This is a genomic window from Streptomyces sp. NPDC001406 (assembly GCF_042895285.1).
GTDB lineage: Bacteria > Actinomycetota > Actinomycetes > Streptomycetales > Streptomycetaceae > Streptomyces.
This window is the reverse complement of record NZ_JBIAWG010000020.1, coordinates 136,524-153,912: the sequence shown is the minus strand read 5'-3', so window position 1 is coordinate 153,912 and position 17,389 is coordinate 136,524. Positions and strand designations below refer to the sequence as shown.

Annotated in this window: 16 protein-coding genes; 10 read left to right on the top strand and 6 right to left on the bottom strand. The window is 75.4% G+C overall.

Going from position 1 to position 17,389, the window contains the following annotated elements:
- The first annotated feature begins 19 nt into the window (after window positions 1–19).
- From asnB to ACFY1J_RS38305, 10 genes are all read left to right on the top strand, one after another.
- Window positions 20–1,870 (top strand): asparagine synthase (glutamine-hydrolyzing), encoded by a 1,851-nt coding sequence (gene asnB / locus ACFY1J_RS38350; protein WP_390708531.1) that lies wholly within the window; start codon window positions 20–22, stop codon window positions 1,868–1,870.
- Entirely contained in the window at window positions 1,867–2,928 is a 1,062-nt protein-coding gene (locus ACFY1J_RS38345) for a PrpF domain-containing protein (RefSeq protein ID WP_390708530.1), read from the top strand. Before asnB ends, ACFY1J_RS38345 begins: the two co-directional genes overlap by 4 nt.
- Window positions 2,925–4,025, top strand: a complete 1,101-nt coding sequence (locus ACFY1J_RS38340; protein WP_390732863.1) for an acyl-CoA dehydrogenase family protein — start codon at window positions 2,925–2,927, stop codon at window positions 4,023–4,025. Before ACFY1J_RS38345 ends, ACFY1J_RS38340 begins: the two co-directional genes overlap by 4 nt.
- The gene (locus ACFY1J_RS38335) at window positions 4,013–5,431 is read left to right on the top strand and encodes a dihydroorotase family protein (RefSeq protein ID WP_390708529.1); all 1,419 of its coding nucleotides are present in this window, start codon (window positions 4,013–4,015) and stop codon (window positions 5,429–5,431) included. Before ACFY1J_RS38340 ends, ACFY1J_RS38335 begins: the two co-directional genes overlap by 13 nt.
- Window positions 5,428–7,254, top strand: coding sequence for an NAD(P)H-dependent oxidoreductase (locus ACFY1J_RS38330; RefSeq protein ID WP_390732852.1), 1,827 nt, complete (start codon window positions 5,428–5,430; stop codon window positions 7,252–7,254). The genes ACFY1J_RS38335 and ACFY1J_RS38330 overlap by 4 nt, the downstream gene beginning before the upstream one ends.
- Window positions 7,255–7,319: 65 nt before the next feature.
- Complete coding sequence (locus ACFY1J_RS38325; protein WP_390732851.1) at window positions 7,320–7,652, top strand: hypothetical protein; 333 nt, start codon at window positions 7,320–7,322, stop codon at window positions 7,650–7,652.
- Window positions 7,653–7,770: 118 nt separating this feature from the next.
- Complete coding sequence (locus tag ACFY1J_RS38320) at window positions 7,771–7,959, top strand: hypothetical protein (protein WP_390708526.1); 189 nt, start codon at window positions 7,771–7,773, stop codon at window positions 7,957–7,959.
- 129 nt (window positions 7,960–8,088) lie between these two features.
- Entirely contained in the window at window positions 8,089–9,066 is a 978-nt protein-coding gene (locus ACFY1J_RS38315; protein WP_390708525.1) for a ribonucleotide-diphosphate reductase subunit beta, read from the top strand.
- A 5-nt stretch (window positions 9,067–9,071) separates the two neighbouring features.
- A complete protein-coding gene (locus ACFY1J_RS38310; RefSeq protein ID WP_390732850.1) occupies window positions 9,072–10,436 on the top strand; it encodes an MFS transporter in 1,365 nt (454 codons plus the stop codon).
- Window positions 10,433–11,455 (top strand): hypothetical protein, encoded by a 1,023-nt coding sequence (locus tag ACFY1J_RS38305; RefSeq protein ID WP_390732849.1) that lies wholly within the window; start codon window positions 10,433–10,435, stop codon window positions 11,453–11,455. The genes ACFY1J_RS38310 and ACFY1J_RS38305 overlap by 4 nt, the downstream gene beginning before the upstream one ends.
- 9 nt (window positions 11,456–11,464) lie before the next feature.
- Here the strand turns inward: ACFY1J_RS38305 and ACFY1J_RS38300 are convergent, their stop codons facing one another.
- The 6 genes from ACFY1J_RS38300 to ACFY1J_RS38275 are packed head-to-tail and all read right to left on the bottom strand — an operon-like array spanning window position 11,465 to window position 17,324.
- The gene (locus tag ACFY1J_RS38300; protein ID WP_390708522.1) at window positions 11,465–12,247 is read right to left on the bottom strand and encodes a glycosyltransferase family 2 protein; all 783 of its coding nucleotides are present in this window, start codon (window positions 12,245–12,247) and stop codon (window positions 11,465–11,467) included.
- Between the two features lie 26 nt (window positions 12,248–12,273).
- Window positions 12,274–13,413, bottom strand: coding sequence for a beta-ketoacyl synthase N-terminal-like domain-containing protein (locus ACFY1J_RS38295; RefSeq protein ID WP_390732848.1), 1,140 nt, complete (start codon window positions 13,411–13,413; stop codon window positions 12,274–12,276).
- On the bottom strand, window positions 13,410–13,577 hold the full coding sequence (locus ACFY1J_RS38290) for a hypothetical protein (RefSeq protein ID WP_390732847.1): 168 nt from the start codon (window positions 13,575–13,577) through the stop codon (window positions 13,410–13,412). Before ACFY1J_RS38290 ends, ACFY1J_RS38295 begins: the two co-directional genes overlap by 4 nt.
- Window positions 13,574–14,944, bottom strand: a complete 1,371-nt coding sequence (locus ACFY1J_RS38285) for a class I adenylate-forming enzyme family protein (protein WP_390708519.1) — start codon at window positions 14,942–14,944, stop codon at window positions 13,574–13,576. Before ACFY1J_RS38285 ends, ACFY1J_RS38290 begins: the two co-directional genes overlap by 4 nt.
- The gene (locus ACFY1J_RS38280; protein WP_390708518.1) at window positions 14,941–16,650 is read right to left on the bottom strand and encodes a thiamine pyrophosphate-binding protein; all 1,710 of its coding nucleotides are present in this window, start codon (window positions 16,648–16,650) and stop codon (window positions 14,941–14,943) included. The genes ACFY1J_RS38285 and ACFY1J_RS38280 overlap by 4 nt, the downstream gene beginning before the upstream one ends.
- On the bottom strand, window positions 16,647–17,324 hold the full coding sequence (locus ACFY1J_RS38275; RefSeq protein WP_390708517.1) for a hypothetical protein: 678 nt from the start codon (window positions 17,322–17,324) through the stop codon (window positions 16,647–16,649). Before ACFY1J_RS38275 ends, ACFY1J_RS38280 begins: the two co-directional genes overlap by 4 nt.
- Window positions 17,325–17,389: the final 65 nt, after the last annotated feature.

Genomic DNA, 17,389 nt, shown 5'->3' with positions numbered 1-17,389 from the left:
CACGGAAAGACAGGCAGAGATGTGCCGGATCTTCGGCTACTTCAACGCGGCGGCGACGCCGCACGCGATGCGGACCGTCGCCGCCCTGCAACGGCACGGCGGCCCGGACGCGACGGGCGTCGCACAGGGGGCCGGGTGGGGCCTGGGCAACAACCGGCTCGCCGTCGTCGGCCTGGACGGCGGACAGCAGCCGTACGGGCGGGGCGGACCGGTGCAGGTGGTCTTCAACGGGGAGATCTACAACCACGAGGAGCTGCGCCGCCGCCTGGAGGCGCTCGGCCATGTGGTCCCCGACCGCTGTGACGGATCGGTGCTGCCCGCGCTGTACCTGGAGTACGGCGAGGAGTTCACCGAACACCTCGACGGCATGTACGCGCTGGCGTTGCTGGACACGCGGGGCGCGGCGGCGCGGCTGCTGCTCGCCACCGACCACATCGGGATGAAACCCCTGTACCACCGGTGGAACCCGGCGGACCGGTCCCTGTACTTCTCCTCGGAGCTGCCCGCGCTGCTCGGGTTCGGCGGCATCGGCGGGCGGGTGCGCGAGTCGGCGCTGGACGCCCTTCTGACGACCCGTACGCCGTTCGGCACGCGGACGATGTACGAGGACGTGGAGGTGCTGGAGCCCGGCACGACCTGGGTGTGCGAGCTGGGCGGCCTGCCGCGGGTGCGGCGGCGCGCCGCGCACATGGCGAACAGCGCCGAGGGGCCGGCCGCTGACGGGTTCACCGCGGCACGGCAGGTGCGGCGCACCCTGCGCCACGAGGTGGGCCGGCTGCTCGCGGCGGACGTGCCCGTCGCCGTGGTCACCTCCGGCGGCCTGGACTCCTCCCTGGTGACGGCGCTGGCGGCCGAGTACGGGCCGCAGCACACCTTCACCATCGCCTACCGGGGCACCTGGCCGTTCGACGAGCGGCACTTCGCGCGTGAGGTGGCCGACCGGGCCCGTACGGTCCACCACGAGGTGGAGATCGACCCGGCCGCCTTCCCCGAGCTGCTGGAGGAGACCGTCTGGCACCTGGGCCAGCCCAACGCCGATCCGATCGCGCTGAGCACGTACGCGCTGTTCCGGGCGATCCGGGAGGCCGGCTTCACGGTGGCGCTCACCGGTGACGGCGCGGACGAGGTGTTCGGCGGGTACGAACGGATGCGGCTGGCGGCCGGGCGCGCGGCGGCGGGCGCCGACTGGGCGCCCGCCTACCTGGACGCGCTGTCCGCCGTACCGGCCGCGCTGCGCGACCGCCTGTACACCGACGCCTACCGGGCCCATGTCGCCGCCGACCCGGCGCTGCCCGGGGCGGCCCGGGAGGATCTGCTGCACGGCCCCGGCACCGCCTTGGACCGCATCACCCGGTTCGAGCTGGAGCAGCGGCTGCCCGCCTATCATCTGCGCCGGGTCGACCACCTCAGCATGGCCTCCGCGGTGGAGGCGCGGCTGCCGTTCTGCCAGCGGTCGGTCCTCTCCCTCGGCCGGCCGCTGCCCGACCACCGGCGTATCCAGGGCAGCCAGGTCAAACGCACCCTGTACGCGGCGGCGGCCGGACTGCTGCCCGAGCGGGTGCTGTCCCGGCCCAAGCAGCCGTTCACCCTGCCGGTGACGGCGATGCTGCGGCCGGGCACCACGCTGTGGGAGTACGCGCGGGACCTGCTGGCGCCGGACCGGACCGCCGCGGCGGGACGGCTGGACGGCCGGGCGGTCGACGCCCTGTTCACCGCGCAGGCCGAAAGTCCCGGCGACACCACGGCGCTGGCGCTGTGGGCGCTGCTGGTGCACGAGGTGTGGGACGGGCAGTTCCGGCGTTCGCTCGACGGCTCGGGTACGGCCGCGACGGCACCCGGGGGCACGAGACCGCTGGCGGTGGCGGCATGATCGGGCACCTCGCGTACGCGGCGGGCAGCCCCTGCCCCACCTTCGTGCTGGACGCCGGCCGGTTGCCGCGCGAGGACGAGACGTTGCTGGCCCATCTCGCGCAGGCGCGCCGCTATCTGGCGTCGGCGGGGGGCGCGCACGTACTGAAGATCGCTCTCATCGAGCCGTCCGCGCATCCGATGTTCGACCTGGACTACCGGTTCGTGCAGGCGCTGCCCGGCGCCCCGGACCGGTTCGACGTACGCGGTTCGTGCGGTCACTCGGTGCTGGCGTCGGTGCTGGCGGCCTCCCGCTCGGGAATGCTGCCGCGGCTGGTGCCGGGCGCCCGGATCCGGGTGCGGGTGCACAACAACGGCGACAGCGTGGTGTGCGAGGCCGAGCGGGTCGAACGGGACGGGGCGGGATTCACGGTCACCTTCGTCCAGCCCACCCCGGTGCCCTTCGCGGATCTGCTGCCGGCCGGGCAGCCGCGCACCGTACTGGCGGACGGCGGGGAACACGTCGAGGTCTCCCTCGTCGCCAGCTCCAACACCTATGCGTTCGTTGACGCCCGCACGCTCGGCATACCCGACCAGGCGGCGCTCTTCCTCGCCGGCGGGGAGCTGCTGGAGCGGCTGGAGTCGATCCGGGCCGCGGCGGCCGACCTGCTCGGCTGGCCGCGCGGCGGGGCCTTCCCCAAGATCGCGGCGGTGCTGCCCGGCGCGGACGGCGGCATCGCGGCCCGCGCCGTGACGGTGCCCGGCTGGCACCCGTCGATCGCCCTGACCGGTGCCGTCTGCCTGGGGTCGGCGATGCGGATCCCCGGCACGCTGCCCTGGCGGATCGCCCGCGAACACGGCACGGACGACGGCCTGGTGGGCATCACCACGCCGGGCGGACGGACGGCGGTCACGGCGGTCACCTCGGCCGCCGGGACGGCCCGCGACGAGGGCGCCCTGCTGTGGGCGACCGTCGCGCACAAGCACGTCACCTTCCAGGGCTCGTTCGCCCTGACACCCCTGACTCACCTGCAGTTCGAGGAGGTCGCCCAATGTCTGGCGCTGTCCGGAGCGGTGTGAGACCGCTGCTGACGGCCGAGCTGCGCGCCCGGCTGTCGGAGTCCGCCGCACACAGCGGGCCGGCCGGTGTGCCCGACCGCGTGACGCTGGCGGCGCTGCGCGCCGACGGGCTGCTCGGCACGGCCGTCGCGGCCCGGCACGGCGGCGCGGGCGGGGACGCCGCCGCGGTCAACCACGTCGTGGAGGAGATCGCCGCCGTCGACCCGTCGGTGGCCATCATCGCGTTCCAGCACTTCGCCGTGTCGGCCCGGATCGCCGAGTGGGGCACCGAGGAGCAGCAGCGGCGGTTTCTGCCGCTGCTGGCCGACGGCACCTGGCTGGCCGCGTCGGCGTGGAGCGAGTCGGGTGCCGGGGCGGCCAAGCGGAATCTGGCCAGCCGCGGCGAGCGTCTCGCGGACGGCCGCTGGCGTCTGGACGGCGCGAAGACGTTCACGACCGGCGCCGGGGTCGCCGATGTGTACCTGGTCCTGGTGCAGACCGGCCGGCCGGGCGGCTCCGCGCAGGGGTACGGGTCGGACGGGCAGACCTTCTTCCTGGTCGAGGCCGACGCCCCGGGGCTGGTCGCGGACCTCGGCCTGGACCTGGCCGGGATGCGCGGCTCGGCGACCGGGCTCCTCGCCCTCGACGGCTGCGTCGTGGCGGACACCGACCGGCTGGGGCCGGCCGACGGGGCCGCGTCGGTCATCGCGGGTGTGCGCGAGTCGGGCGCCAGCCTGGGCGCGGTGTCCGTGGGCATCGCACGGGCCGCGTTCGACCTGGCCGTGCGTCACGCGCAGCAACAGGGGCTGCTGGACCTGCCCACGGTGCGGCACCGGCTGGTGGATCTGGCGACCCGTCTGGAGGCGGCGCGGGCCGTCGTGGCCCGGGCCGGTGCCCGCAGTTCGGCGCAGCCGGGACTGGCCACGCTGCACAGCAAGCTGCACGCGTCCGTGGCCGCCGAGGAGATCTGTCTCGACGTCGCCCGGATGCTGGGCTCGGCCGGATACCGCGAGGGCGCACCGATCGGCAGGCTGCTCGCCGACGCGCGCGGCATCGCCTTCATGGGCCCGACGAACGACCTGTGCCGTGATCTGGTGGCGGCGGCATGGACCGGCTGACCCCCGTGCCCGAACTCGTCGTCAGCGGCCGCCGGCTGGTGACGCCGTACGGCGTGCGGCCCGGGCACGTACTGATCAGCGGCGGCCGGATCACCGCCGTCACCGGCCCCGGCACGGCACCCGCCGCGGCCGGCCACCTCGACGCCGGTCACCACTACGTGCTGCCCGGACTCATCGACTCCCATGTGCACTTCCGGACGCCCGGTCTGACGCACAAGGAGGACTGGGAACACGGCAGCCGGGCGGCGGTACGCGGCGGCGTGACCACGGTGCTGGACATGCCGAACACGGTGCCGCCCACGCTGGACCCGCAGGCGCTGTCCGACAAGGCCCGGCTGGTGCGGGGCCGTTCGCTGGTGGACTTCCGCTTCCACATCGGGGTCGACCCGGCGCGCCCGCGGCTGCTGGCGGACCTCGACCCGTCGGTGGCGACCAGCGCGAAGGTGTTCATGGCGGGCCACCACACGGCCCCGACGGTGGTCCGCGATCCGGCGGTGCTGGAGCAGACGTTCGCCGCGGCGGCCGAGGCGGGTCTGCAGCTCGTCCTGCACGCCGAGGACGACGGGCTGTTCGCGCTGCTCGACGCCTGGTGGGGGGAGCCGGCCGGCTACCTCGACTACGAGCGGCGCAGGCCGCGCACCGGCAGCATCGTCGCCGTCGCCAAGGTCGTCGAACTGGTGCGGCGGCACGGCACCCGGGCGCACATCCTGCACCTGTCGAGCGCCGAGGAGGCCGACCTGGTGTGCGCGGCGCAGGCCGCCGGGCATCCGGTCACCTTCGAGGTCACCGGCCACCACCTGTCGTTCACCGACGAGGACACCCGGCGCCTCGGCGCGCGGACGCGGCTGTCGCCGTCCATCCGCGCCCGGGCGGACCAGGACCGGCTGTGGCAGGCCCTGGCACAGGGTCAGCTCGCCACCCTGGGCAGCGACCACGCCCCGCACACCGTCGCCGAGAAGACCCGCTCGGCCGCCGCCTCGCCACCGGGGCTGCCCGGTGTGCAGGAGCTGGCCGTCGCCGTGTGGACGGGGATGCGCCGCAGGTGGCCCGAGGAGGACCCGGACGTCGCCGTGACGCGTCTGGTACGGCATCTGTCGCAGACGCCCGCCGAGTTGTTCCGGCTGCCCGGCAAGGGGCGGATCGCCCCGGGCGCCGACGCCGACCTGGTCTTCTTCGCGCCCGACACGCCCTGGATGTTCTCGGCGCACGACGTGGAGAGCAAGTGCGGCTGGTCGGCGTACGAGGGCTGGACGTTCACCGGGCGCGTCGAACGCACCCTGCGGGCGGGCCGCACCGTCTGGGACGCCTCCTCGGGCACCTTCGGCGTGTACGACGGCCGTCTGCTGACGGCGGCCGGGGACGGACCGCAGCCGGCGGCGGTCGCCGCCAGGAGGGGAATGACATGACCAGACAACGGTCGGTGGTGGTGGCGGGCGGCGGCATCGGAGGGCTCGCGGCGGCCGCCAGCATGGCCGCGCGGGGCCTGGACGTGACCGTCCTGGAACGGGCCGAGCGGATCGGCACCGGCGGCTCGGGACTCGTGCTCTACCCCAACGGGTTGCGGGCCGCCGACGCCCTGGGCGCGCGCATCGGCGCCCGGATCCGGGCCGCGGGCCGGGCCGGCCGGCCCGGGGAGGTGCGGGTCCTGATGGACGCGCGGGGCACGGTGCTCGCCGAGGAGCCCGTCGGTGGCGCCGGTTCCGGCGGCACTCCGCAGATTCCCGTGCTGCGCTCCGCGCTGCACCGGGCCCTGCTCGACGAGGCGCTCACCGCGGGGGCGGCCGTCGTCCTGGCGACCGCCGTCACCGACTACACCGTGCGCACCGGCCAGGTCGCCGTGCATCTGTCGGACGGATCCGTCACCGCCTGCGACGCGCTCGTCGGCGCGGACGGCATCCACTCGGCGGTGCGTGCCCGGATGCTCGCCGACGGCCCGCCGCAGTACCGGGGTTACACCTCGGTGCGCGGCAGGACCACCGGCTCGGCTCTGGGGCAGCGCGGCCACGTCGTCAACGGACGCGGCATCCAGATGTTCATCGCCCCGGTGGGCGACGACACCCTGTACTGGACCGCCAAGATCACCGCACCGGCCGGGGTGTGGCCCGCCCTGGGACCGGCCGGGGCCCGGCTGGCGCTGCTGGAGGCCCTCGAAGGCTGGTACGCCCCCGTCGTCGACCTGGTGCGCACCGCCGACCCCGAGGACGTCGTCGTCACCGACATCCACGACCGCGACCCCGCCCCGCGCTGGGTGGACGACCGGGTGGCGCTGCTGGGCGACGCCGCGCATCCGATGGTCCCGGCCCTCGGCCAGGGCGCCAACCTGGCGCTGGAGGACGCCGCCGTGCTCGCCGACGCGCTCGCCTCGCCCGCCCCGGTGGCCGACGCCCTCGCCGGCTACGCCCGTGAGCGCATGGAGCGGGCCGCGGCCGTCGTCCTCGCCTCCCGCCGTCAGGGCGCACTCGACCAGGGCGCGGACCGGGCGGGTGAGGAGAGGCGCAACGCGCACATCAGGTCCGCCGGCCGCAAGGACGCGGACCTCGCCGACGTCGTCGGCTGGCGGCCCCGGCCGCAGTGTCCGGAACCGGGCCGCGCACCGGCCGCGACGACCACCGTCCGTCCGAGGAAAGGGACCATCGTCATGGGGGCACCGCACATCGTCCTGATCAGCGGATCGCTGCGCCCGGGTTCGACCTGCGACCGGGTGGCCGAGTGGTGCGCCCAGCGGTGCGCCGAACACGGCGCGTCCGCCCGCGTCTTCACCGGCACGGAGATCGACTTCCCGGCGTACCGGCCGGGGCTGGCCGGCCGGCACGCGGCCGTCACCGGTTTCCTGGAGGAACTGCGCGCCGCCGACGGCGTGATCCTGGTGTCGCCAACGTACCACGCGACCGTGTCGGGGCTGCTGAAGAACGCCCTGGACTACGTCAACGACATCGGCGGGCCGGTGCCGTACCTCCAGGGACGGCCGATCGGTACGGTCGCGGTGGGCTCCGCCGCCCAGGGCGCGGTCTCGACGCTCACCACACTGCGCACCATCGGGCACGCGCTGCGCGGCTGGCCGACGCCGGTGGGTGTGGCCGTGTCGCAGGCGCCGGAGCAGCCCGCCGCGGACGGCGGGGAGCCCGCGCCCGACGTGGAGCGCCTGACGCAGATGGTGTCCCAGGTGGTGTGGCTGGGCGGCATACGGGCCGAGGACGCCCACCCGCCCGTTCTCGGCGCCGTCGCCTGAGCGCACACACCGTCCCGCCAACCCCATGGCCGCGTGCGACGGGCGCGCGGCGGAAGGAGACATCCATGTCCGTGTCCTCTGTCGGCCCCCACGTCCTTCGGGCCCGGCTCGGGCCCGTGTGGCGTGACGCCAACATCCGGTCCGGGCCCTCCCTGGACAGCCCGGTGCTCCGGGTGGTGCTGCCCGACCCGGCGGTGGCCCATGCGTGCGAGGGCTGGTCCGAGGGCGACGAGGTGGTGGAGGACCAGCACCCGGACGGTGTGATCACCAGCTCCGTCTGGTTCCGGCTGGCGGGCGGCGGCTGGTCCAGTGCCGTCAACTTCGAACCCGTCACGGTGACCGGGCTGCTGGCGCACGCCGTCACCGTCGATCCCGGTCAACGTCCCGGCTCGTCATAGCAGTTCAGAAGATGCGCCGTGGTCCGGCGCGCTGAAAGCATCCAGGGAGCCGGGGCCGTACGGTCTCCGTCTTCTTCTCCCGCGGGCTGCCGCCCGCCCGACAGAGAGGTGTGCGCAGATGGCCACCGCACTGAGCACCGAGATCCAGCAGCGCATCGTCGAGGAGACCGGCAGCGCCGCTCCGAGCACCGACGACGCCGCCGCGTTCGAGGCGTGGCTCGACGGCATCAAGGACTCGCACGAGGAGCTCTACGCCGGCGTCGCGGCCGAGATCGAGTCCGCCGTGATGACCAAGCTGCCCAACTGACCCATTCAGCGCGCAGTGATCCTGCCGGCCGGTACCGCGACGTCGCGTCGCGGAACACCGGCCGGCGGGTCGCGCGGGGCGGCACGCCCCGCACAGGCATCACGGGGACGAGAGGAAGGACACCGGCGGGTGCGCTGGACGACGCTGCTGTTCGACGAGGCCGGTCTGGACGAGCTGTCCCGGCTCGACTCCGAGGCCCTGCTGGGCGGCGCCGGGGACACCCTGGAGCGGCGGTTCGACCCCCGTGAGCTCTACCGCCGCTGGGAGCGCCAGCAGTGGCTCGCGTCCGACATCGACCTGGAGCGGGACCGCCGTCACTGGCACCGCCTGCTCGGTCCCGGCACCCGCGAGTCCCTGTCCTCCTTCGTCACCAGCTTCCTGGTCGGCGAGTACACGGGCCTGGACCTGATGAGCCCGATCCTCGCGGCCTGCCCGGACGAGGAGTACCTGCTGTTCCTGGGCACGCAGGCCGCCGACGAGGCACGGCACACCGTGTTCGTCAGCCGCCTCGCCGAGGAACTGCTCGGCCTCACCGACTCCCTGCGCGGCCAGCTGATCGCCTCATGGGCGACGCTCAGCCCCGCGAACCGCGCCGTGCACACGCTGGAGAACACGGTCCTGCGCGAGCTGTACGACGCGCCGCGCGACTACGAACGGTGGCTGCGGGCCGTCGCCTTCTTCCATCTCGTCACGGAGGGCGTCCTCGCCCTGCACGGCCAGCGCGGCCTGGTGCGCGGCCTGCAGCGCATCCCGCTGCTGCCCGGGATGAAGGCCGGGTTCACGGCGATGACCCGGGACGAGTCCCGGCACGTCAGCTTCGGGCTGCACGCGCTGCGCCGCGGGGCGCTGGAGGGTCATGCCCCGGCGATCCACGAGATGATCGAGACGGGGATGCCGCTGGCCGCCGTCGTCGGCATCTCCCCCGGCGGCACTCCCGGGCACGCGGCGGCGGCCGCCGCCTCGGCGCGTGACCTGCTCGCGACGATCGCGGTGCGGCTGCGCCAGCTCGATCTTCCCCAGGACTTCACCGAGCATGTGCTCGGCAGGTGCAGGGCGGCCCAGGACGCCGCCCTGCGCGCTCCGGTGACCGCCGCCGCGAACGGGTGAGGGACATGACAGACGACACGAAGACGTCCACCACGAAGGACGGCGGCTTCGCCCGGGTGCTGCGCAGCCCCGGCGCGCTGCGCCTGGTGGGCTCGCTGTTCGTGCTGGAGACCGGGTCCGCCATGACGACGGTGGGCCTGCCGCTGCTGGTCATGCAGCGGTACGGCCTGGGCCTGGAGGTCGGGTTCACCCTCGCCGCCCGGTTCCTGCCCAACATCCTGCTCGGCGCGCTCGCCGGCCAGGTCGTCGACCGGCACGATCCGCGCCGCGTGGCGACGCTCGCCGCGCTCGGCAGCGGCCTGGCCGCCGTCCTGTTCCCGCTCACCACGGCGATGTGGCAGATCCAGCTGCTGGCCCTGGCCATCGGCATCGGCTACATGTTCGGCTTCCCCGCGACCATGGCGCTGCGCCCGCAGGTGATCCCCGAGGGCAGCGAACTGGAGGGCAACGGGCTGATCGTGACGGCGGAGCGGGTGCCCAAGCTGCTCGGGCCGGCCGTCGCCGGGCCGATCGCCGCCGTGGCGGGCATCAACTGGCTGTTCACCGCCGAGGCCGCGACCGCGCTGGTGGCGGCCGCGCTGCTGACACGCCTGCCGCGGACGGCAGGCGCCGCCGGATCGCCGGGCGCGGACGGGACCGCACGGGAGGCGACCGGCGCGCGGCAGGTTCCCTCCTCCGTCGGCCGCCGGCTCGCCGGCTGGGCCCGGGCGGTGGCGGGCGGCGCGCGCGACCTGGTGCGCATGGTGCGCGGTGACGGGCGGCTGTCCTCGCTGACGATCACGGCGTTCACGTACATGGTGGCTCTGGGCCTGGGCCGTACCTTCCTCGCCGCGTACTCGCTGCACGGCTTCGGGCACGTCCCCGGGATGCTCGGCTATCTGCTGGCGGCCATGGGGCTGGGCGGCGCGCTCGGCGGGATGGCGGCAGCGGCCTTCCGCTCCTGGAACCAGGGCTGGGTCTACATCCTCGGCAACGTGCTGGAAGGCGTGTGCTGGGTGGCGCTGATCGCGACCGGTGACTGGTACGCGGCGCTCGCCCTGCTGTTCCTCGCGGGTGTCTTCGAGTCCATCGCCTCCGTCGTCTACTTCGCCGAGGTGCAAAAGCGCCTGCCGGCCGGCCTTCAGGGCCGCTACTACGCCACCCTGGTGCCGCTGTCCGACGTGTTCCTCGTCGCGGGCACCGTCGCGGGCGGCGTCCTCGTCGACCGGGCGGGCATCTCCACCGGCGCCGTCCTGGTGTGCCTCGCGATGGCCCTGCCGGTCCTGGTGCTGGTGACCCGGCTGGTGCCGGAACGGCCCGCGCCGGCGGTGGAGGAGGCGGCCCCGGAGACGGAGCGGTCCGCGCCGGTGGCCGAGAGCGCGGCGGCATGACCGAGGACGCCCCGGGTTCCTTCCCCTACCTGAGTGCCTCGCTGGACTCCGTAGAGGGCCTCGCGCACTCCCGGATCTCCTGCTGGGTGCACTGCCTGCGCGACAGCCTGTACGCCGCCGGGTTCCGGGACACCGCCCGGGCGCTGGCCCAGCCGCTCAACTTCGCCGTCGAGCGCACCGCCGACGGTGAACTCCTCACCCTGTACGGCGGCCTGGACACCGACTACCACGCGCCCCGCTTCCAGCGCGGCGTCCTTGCCCGCTGGGAGACCAGCCCCAACAGCGCGGAGCACGCGTTCGACGTCGTCGAGCGGGAGCTGGCCCGCGGGCACGCCGTACCGGTGTCCCCGGACCTGCGGGGCATGCGCCACTCCGAGTTCTACCGTGTGCCGTTCTCCGGCTATCCGCACACCTTCCTGGTGCACCGTCTGGACGGGGACACGGCCTGGGCCGCCGACCGCAACACCCGCCGGGGCAGCGGCTTCGCGGACAACCGCGGCACCGTGCCCGCCGAGGAATTGCGCCGGGGCCTGGCCGGGCGGCCGGTGCTGGTGTGGGACACCGGTGCCCCCGCCGAGGACTGGGCGGCGGAACGCCACGCCCTGCTGGTCCGCTCCGTGCGGAACCTGACGGAGCCGAAGTCGCCGCACGAGGGCCTCGCCGGGCTGCGCAGGCTGCCGGACGTGCTGGCCGGCCTGGAGGAGCACCCCGCCCGCTCGTCCGTGCTGCGCATGCGCGTGTCGGGGCCGCTGCAGCGGCAGGTCGCCGGCGACCGCCAACTGCTCGCCGTGGCCCTGCTCCGGGACGTCCCGGAGCAGACCGGTGGCGGCCGCCGGGCGGCGGTCGAGGCGGCCAGGCTGCTGCGCGCCTCGTCGGCCGCCTTCGTCGACCTGGCCCGGCTGGTGTTCCTGCTCAGCCGCTCCTGGTCCGCCGAGGCGCTCGAACTGTGCCGGCGGCGCGTGGCAGGCATCCACGACCTCGACGCACAGGCCGTGGAGCGGCTGGCCGTCCTCGTGTGAGCCAGGGCGTCAGCCGAGGGCGGCGGCGTTGGAGAAGCCGCCCATGTAGTAGTCGACGCTGTCCTGTTCACTGCAGACCGCGACGACGCCGGCCCGCAGCAGCCGCTCGCACAGCGCCATGTCCTCCGTCGTTTCGAGGATGCGCTGCCAGACGGTGAAGTCGGTGGGGAACGGAATGCGTTCGTGTGTCTCGCGGCGCAGCAGCAGCTCGTTGGTGTCGACCCGGTTCAGCATCCCCTCGTCCGTCATCCGCATCACGTCGCGGACGACCGGCGAGCCCGGGACGAAGACGCCGTGGCGGGCCAGCGACCGGTAGGAAGCGGCCCGCTGACGCTCAATGGGGTGCCAGGGATCCTCGCCGTCCGGCACGAACTCGGCGCCGTCCTCGGTGAGCAGACGGCGCCAGCTGTGCGCGACCTGGGCCTCCGGGTTGCGCTCCAGCAGGTCCACCAGGGAACGCAGATGGCCGGGGGCGTAGGCGTTGTCGTCGTCGAGGTGGGCGACGTAGGGGGTGCGGGCGAGGCCGACGCCGAGGTTGCGCAGATAGGACAGCCGGGCCGGCAGGTAGTCGCGGGGCATGTCCGGGTGGTCGCCGGGCACGACGTTGACGAACCTGGCGTGCGGGAACTCCTCCTTGAGGGCACGGCAGTTGGCCTCGTCACCGAGATGGGGGCAGTCGTCGCCGACGACCACCTGGGCGGCCCTCAGTCCTTCCTGCGCGGCGACCGAGGCCAGCGCCCGCCTCAGCGAACGGGGCCGCCCCTTGGTCGGGGTGACGACGGTGACGGTCATGCGGTCTCCTCGTACGGGTTCGTGGGTCAGTCGCCGGTGGTGGACAGCACCAGGGACGCGTTGTTGCCGCCGAAGCCGAAGCTGTTGACCAGGGCGTGCTCGGCCGTGGCGGCGCGGCGCGGGCGGTTCGGGGCGAGCACGCCGTCGGGCAGGGGCGCCGGACGGCGCAGCCCCGGGGTGCCGGGGATGTGTGCCTCGCGCAGGAAGCCGGCCGCGGCCACGAGGCCGGGGAAGGCGGAGGCGTGCAGCAGGTGGCCGACCGCGCCCTTGTGCGAACTCATCGGCAGCGGGCCGTGGTCGAGGGCGCGGGCGAGTCCGGCGACGGCCTCGGCCTCGGCTGCGTCTCCCTGCACGGTGCCGGTGGCGTGCGCGTGGATGTAGTCGACGCGGCGGGTGCCGGCGTCGTCGAGTGCGGCCCGCATGCAGTCGAGGACCGCGGCGGGTGCGGAGGCGACGGGCTCGGAGGTGTCGACCATGCAGGCGGCTCCGGTGAGCCAGGCCTCGGGCCGGTGCCCGCGGGCGCGGGCGGACCCGGCCGTCTCCAGGACGAACGCGCCGCCGCCCTCGCCGACGGTGATGCCGTCGCGGTCGGTGTCGAAGGGCCGGGCGCCGTGCGGGCTGAGCGTCCTGACGACGTCCATGCTGGCGTACTCGTACCGGTTGAGCGCGCTGGCCCCGGCGACCAGGGCGGTGCTGCCGAGACCGGACAGCAGCCAGTCGCGGGCGAAGGCGGCGGCGTACGCGGCGGAGGCGCACGCGTGCGAGAGGTGGACGACGTTCGTGCGGCGGGCGTCGGCGCGGCAGGCGGTGAGCAGTGCCTCGGGGCGCGGACCCGCGAAGTCGCCGTCGTGCTCGGCCGGGGCGGCACCGAGCGCGGGCGCCTGGGAGACGACGACGAGCAGCGAGCCGTCCGGCAGGCCGGTGAGCCCGGCCGCGGCGAGGGCCTGGCGGGCGGCGGCCGTGGCGAGGGCCTCCTTGCGCCGCCCGGCCGGGGCGGGGCAGTCGCCTGGGGGTACGGCGGCCACCACTCGGCTGCGGAAGTCGCCCTGCGGACAGCCGAGTTCGCCGAAGGCCCGCTGTCCGCGCAGCAGCCCGCGCCAGAACGCGTCGGGGGTGGGGCCGAGCGGGCTGATCAGGCCGAGGCCGGCCAGGGCCACGGCGGTCATGCGGCACCCTCCGTGTCGTCCATGTCGTCTGTGTCGTCCATGTCGTCTGTGTCGTCCATGTCGTCTGTGTCGTCCGTACGGGTCCGGCCCGTGCCCTGCATGCCGTGTGCGAGGGGTGTCGCCGGCCAGGGGCGCGAGGTGGGGCGGGGCGGTGGGGTGGTCATGCGGCCGCCGCCGGCTCCGAGGCCCAGGCGCGCAGGCGCGTCCGGTCGTGCTTGCCGCTGCCGGTGCGGGGCAGTGCGTTCAGGACGCGGACGGTGCGGGGGCGGGCGTGCGGGGGCAGGCGGCGCCGGCACACCTCGGCGACCCGGCCGGCCACGGCCGCGTGGTCGGTGTCGGGGCTCTCCACGAACGCCCATACGGCGTCGCCGCGGTCACCGCGCCGGACTCCGACGACGGCGGCGTCCACGACCCCGGCCGCGGCACGCACCGCGTCCTCGACGACGGTGGGGGCCACGGTCTCGCCGTGCACCACGAGGATCTCCTTGATCCGTCCGCCGACCGTGAGCCGGCCGTCGGCCGTGACCGTGCCGGTGTCTCCGGTGCGCAGCCAGCCGTCGGCGGTGAACGCGCCGCGGTCGAGGCCGCCGGTGACGGGGTCGAGGTAGCCCAGCATCAGGCCGGGGCTCGCGATCTCGATCTCGCGCAGCGGTCCCGCGACCCTGGCCCGGACCCCGTCGAGGAGGCGCCCCACGGTGCCGGGCCGTACGTCGCCCGGAGCGTTGAGGGCGACGTTGGGCCCGGCCTCGCTGAGTCCGTAGCCGTCGTGCAGCGGCGCCCCGGTGACCGCCAGGAAGTCGTCGTACAGCGCGGGGGTCATGACGTCGCCCCCGCAGCCGCGGATCCGCAGCGCGGCGAGCAGCCGGGCGGACTCGCCGTCCCGGGCGGCCTCGTTGGCGAGCATCCGGTACATGGTGGGGACGCCGTCCAGGGAGGTGATGCCCTCGGTGGCGAGCCGGGTCAGTGTGCCGCGCAGGTGGAATCCCGACTCGGCGTACAGATGGGCGCCGGTGGTGCGCCACACCCGCAGCACGCTGTGCCCGTAGGCGTGCCGCAGCGGCAGCGGGAGCAGCAGCCGGTCCTGTGCCGTGATCCCCATCCGGTCGGCGGTGGCGCGGCCCTGGTGGGCGAGGGCGCCGGCCGGGACGGCGACCGCCTTGGGGTCGCCGGAGCTGCCGGAGGTCCAGAAGACGGCGGCGGTCTCCTCGGGCAGGGTCAGCGGGCGGGTGCGCGCTTCGACGACGGGTTCGCCCGAGGCGGTGGCGTGGACGGCGGCGGCCGCGGCGATCCGCCGGGCGGGGGCCGCCCCGTCGAGCAGCAGGGGCGCGTCGGCGGCCTCGGCGGCGAGCGCGGTGACGACGGCGGTGAGCGGGTGGTCCGAGGCGAGTGCGGCGGCCCGGCCGGGTCCAACTCCCGCCGCGGTGAGGCTGCGCGCGGTGCGGGCGACGAGCCGGGCCAGGTGTCCGGGCGGGACGTGCTGCCCGTCGACGGTCAGGCGCGGCGCTCCGGCCGCGCCGGGGCGGGCGGTCATGCGGCGGCTCCGGCGGGCGGGCCGGCGTCGAACACCCGGCGGACGCCCACGGGGACGTCGTCGTCGCGGACCGGGACGGTGATGACGGTCGTCCGGCCCTCGGCGTGGGCCTTGGCCGCGTCGTCGAGGGCGGCGGCGAGTTCGCCGGCGGTGGTGCAGCGCGCGGTGAGACCGCCGAGGGCGCGGACGGCGGCGTCGGTGTGCGCGGGTGCGGTGAAGCGGGTGAGGGTGTCGGGTGCCCCTTCCTCGGCGCGTACGAAGCGGGGCCAGCCGTAGCCGCGGTTGTCGAGCACCATCACGGTCAGGCCCAGGTTCAGCTCGGCGGCCGTCGGCAGGGCGGCCAGCCCCATCTCGAAGGCGCCGTCGCCGCAGACGAGGACCGTGCGCCGGGTGCGGTCGGCGAGGGCGGCGCCGACGGCTGCCGGCAGGCCGAAGCCGACCATCGTCTGTTCGCCGGGGGTGACGACCCGGGCGCCGTCGCCGACGGACACCACGGGGTGGTGGTAGCCCCACATGTCGTGCAGGCCGTTCTCCTGCACGAGCGTCGCTCCGCGGGTCACCGACTCCTGGAGCAGCCGCAGCGCCGTGCTGACGGTCAGCTCGGGGCCGTCCGCGGCGGTTCGGTGGTGGCGGGCGCGCATCTGGGCGCGTACGGCGGCGACCTCGGCCCCGCGGGCGGCGCCGGCGGCGGTCACCGCGGGCGCCTGGGCCACGACGGCGTCGGCGAGCTGGCCGGCCACCAGGGCGGCGTCGCCGAGCAGGGCCACCTCGGGTTCCGACGCGGTGTGGAAGACGGCCGGGTCGACGTCGACGTGCACCAGCGTCTTGTCCTCGAGGCCGTCCCAGCCCATGCGGGCGGTCTCCTCCAGGCGGGAGCCGATCGCGAGGACGACGTCGGCCTCGGCGAGCAGCCGGTCGGCGGGGGGTGTGGTGTACAGGCCCACCAGGCCGCAGGCCAGCGGGTGTTCCTCGTCGACGAGGCCGCGTCCGGCGGCGGTGGTGAACAGCGGCGCGGCCAGCAGCTCCGCCAGCCGCCGTACGGCGGGGCCCGCGCCGGCGGGCTTGCAGCCGCCGCCCGCGACGACGACGGGCAGGCGGGCCTCGGTGAGCAGCCGGGCGGCGCGGCGCACCTCCTCGGCGTCGGCGGCGAAGCGCAGCCGGCGTACCGGCTGGGCGGGCCGCCGTTCGGGGGCGGGAGCGCGCAGCACCTCGTCGGCGATCTCCACCAGGACCACGCCGGGGCCGCCGTTGACGGCGAGGTGGACGGCGCGGCGCAGTGCCCAGGTCAGCTGTCGCGGGTCCTCGACGAGGAAGTCCCATTTCGTCAGCGGCCGGGCCATGGCCGCCTGGTCGGTGTGCTGGAAGCCGCCGCGGCCGATGCCGAGGGCGGGTACGCGGGTGGTCACGACGACGACGGGGGCGCCCAGCGAGGAGGCCTCCAGCAGGCCGGTGAGGGCGTTGGCGAAGCTCGGTCCGGAGTTGACGGCGAGGACGGCGGGCCGACCGGAGACGGCCGCGTGGCCGATGGCGGCGCAGGCGCCGGCCCGCTGGTCGCGCACGCCCAGGACGCGCAGCCCGGGTGTGGTACGCGCGGCGTCCATCAGGCCGGGTTCGTCGGAGGGCAGCCCGACGACGATGTCGCAGCCGGCGTCCGCGAGGGTGCCGGCGACGACGTGCCAGGGGTGGTGGTCGGGGGTCGCGCTCACTGCTGCTGCTCCTCGGCAAGGTCGTGGGGACGCGGACGGAGGTGGGCGCGCAGGACGGCGCTGCGGCGGCGGGTTTCGGGATCGAGTCCGGCGGCGGCGTCCGGGGGTGCGGGGGTGCCGGCGGGCGAGGACGGTACGTCGTCGGGCCGCAGGGGCTGCGCGGTGGCGCGGCGGACGCGGGTGGCCACGGCCCAGAAGGCGCCCGTGTCGGGGCGCCGCAGGACCTCGCAGAGGTAGACGACGGGGGCGCGGCCCGCGGCGGTCAGGGCGCGGGCGAAGCGGACGGCGGCGGTGCCGTCGCCGGTGGGCTCGGCGATGACGTAGCCGGGTCCGCGCCAGCCGGTGAGTTCGGTGAACCGGCGCAGCAGGCCGGCCGGTTCGAGGCCGACGGAGTCGGCGGGGCGCAGCCGGCGGGCGGGGTCGTCGCAGTGGGCGGCGAAGGTGCCGGCGGCGTGGACGCAGTAGTCGCCGGCGGAGAGGACGACCGGCACCGCGGCGGGTGCGCCGCCGTCGTGCAGGGCCGCAAGGGCCTCACCGACCGCGTCCACGGCCTCCGGATCGGCGGCCAGCCGCCGGGCACCGGTGACGGGCGGCGCGGGCGGATCACCGACGGCCCGCCCGCGGACGACCGGGGGGTCCAGGACGACACGCTCCCGGGCGACCGGGGGCTCCACGACAACGCGCTCCCGGACGACCGGCGGAGCCGGTACGACACGATCCCGGGCGGCCGTTGGGGCCG